The 1,163-nt window shown below is 44.4% G+C and carries 1 protein-coding gene; it reads right to left on the reverse strand.

Features of this window, described 5'->3' with window-relative positions; genetic code table 11:
* Positions 1–63 precede the first annotated feature (63 nt).
* Positions 64–1,089: an IS30 family transposase gene (locus tag EKM98_RS12010; RefSeq protein WP_125982759.1), complete on the reverse strand. Its 1,026-nt coding sequence runs from the start codon at positions 1,087–1,089 to the stop codon at positions 64–66.
* Positions 1,090–1,163 lie beyond the last annotated feature (74 nt).

Consider the following 1,163-nt stretch of genomic DNA (forward strand, 5'->3'; position numbering starts at 1 on the left):
CCTAAATTGTCAAACTAAGTGCAACACCGGCCAGCTTTCACTTATAAGTGGTCTAGGTGTTAGTCATGCGAGTAATTGTTCGGCCATAAATTCATTAGCCGATTTGTAGCCGAGGATTTTACGTGGCCGTTGGTTCAGAGCAGCGGTAGCCCGTTCGATATGTTCATCACTGAAGTCACCAATTGATTGCCCCTTGGGAATAAATTCTCTTAATAACCCATTGAGGTGTTCATTACTGCCACGTTCTGACGGCGTATAAGGATGAGCAAAGTACAGGTGTGTGCCGGTGACTTCATTAAGTGAAGAAAACTCGGCACCATTATCGAAAGTGAGTGACTTAACGACTGAGGCATCAAATTTATCCACAAACTGTTGAACGGCCGCCTTACAAGTTGCGGCCTGGTAGTTCGGTATTCTGATAACCGCTTCATACCGTGTCATCCGTTCGGTTAGGGTGAGCAGCGCTGGTTGGTCACTAGTCCGTTTACCTTTGACAAGATCACCTTCCCAGTGGCCAAATTCAGAGCGATCATTAGCAGCTACCGGACGTTGCTCGATTGAATCGCCTAAGATCTTCTTATTCTTCCGTACATGACCGGAACCATGCTTAGAGTGACGGCTAATCTTTTGCGGCAGGTCGATATTGGCAATCGTTAATAACCCGTGATCAATATAGCGATAAACGGTTGATGTTGCGGGGCAATATTCATCCGGGTGCTCTTGTTTGTAGGCCCCAACAAAACTATCCACACTGTGGACGCGGAATTTTGCTTTAAGGACAATTTCCAACTGTTTAAAGAATTCAGGATTATGGGCCAACATGCTTTTGCGATGACACTTTAAACGGCGCTGTTCATATTGGATTTGGCTGGTGTCGGCGAAATAACATTCAGTAAAAACGCCATAGCTAGACATTTGAGTAACGGTACCCCGTTTGATTTCACGGCTAATTGTGCTCGGGTCACGCGACAGCCTTTTAGCAATGGTTCTGATTGAATAATGTTCTTCATAAAGGCTCTGTATTTGGCCCCGCTCCACACTTGATAGTTGTTTATATGAATGTTTGATGATATCTTTAGATTGGGTCATGAAGTCCGTCCTAACTTATTGGTTTCGTCGCTTATAAGTTTAAGGCTTCATGGCCTTTTTGGTCTAGTTATTTA

Source organism: Loigolactobacillus iwatensis (assembly GCF_003950295.1).
Lineage (GTDB): Bacteria > Bacillota > Bacilli > Lactobacillales > Lactobacillaceae > Loigolactobacillus > Loigolactobacillus iwatensis.

Coding starts and splice junctions, on each gene's coding strand:
- EKM98_RS12010 (WP_125982759.1), bottom strand. CDS start 1,089: ATGACCCAATCTAAAGATATCATCAAACATTCATATAAACAACTATCA.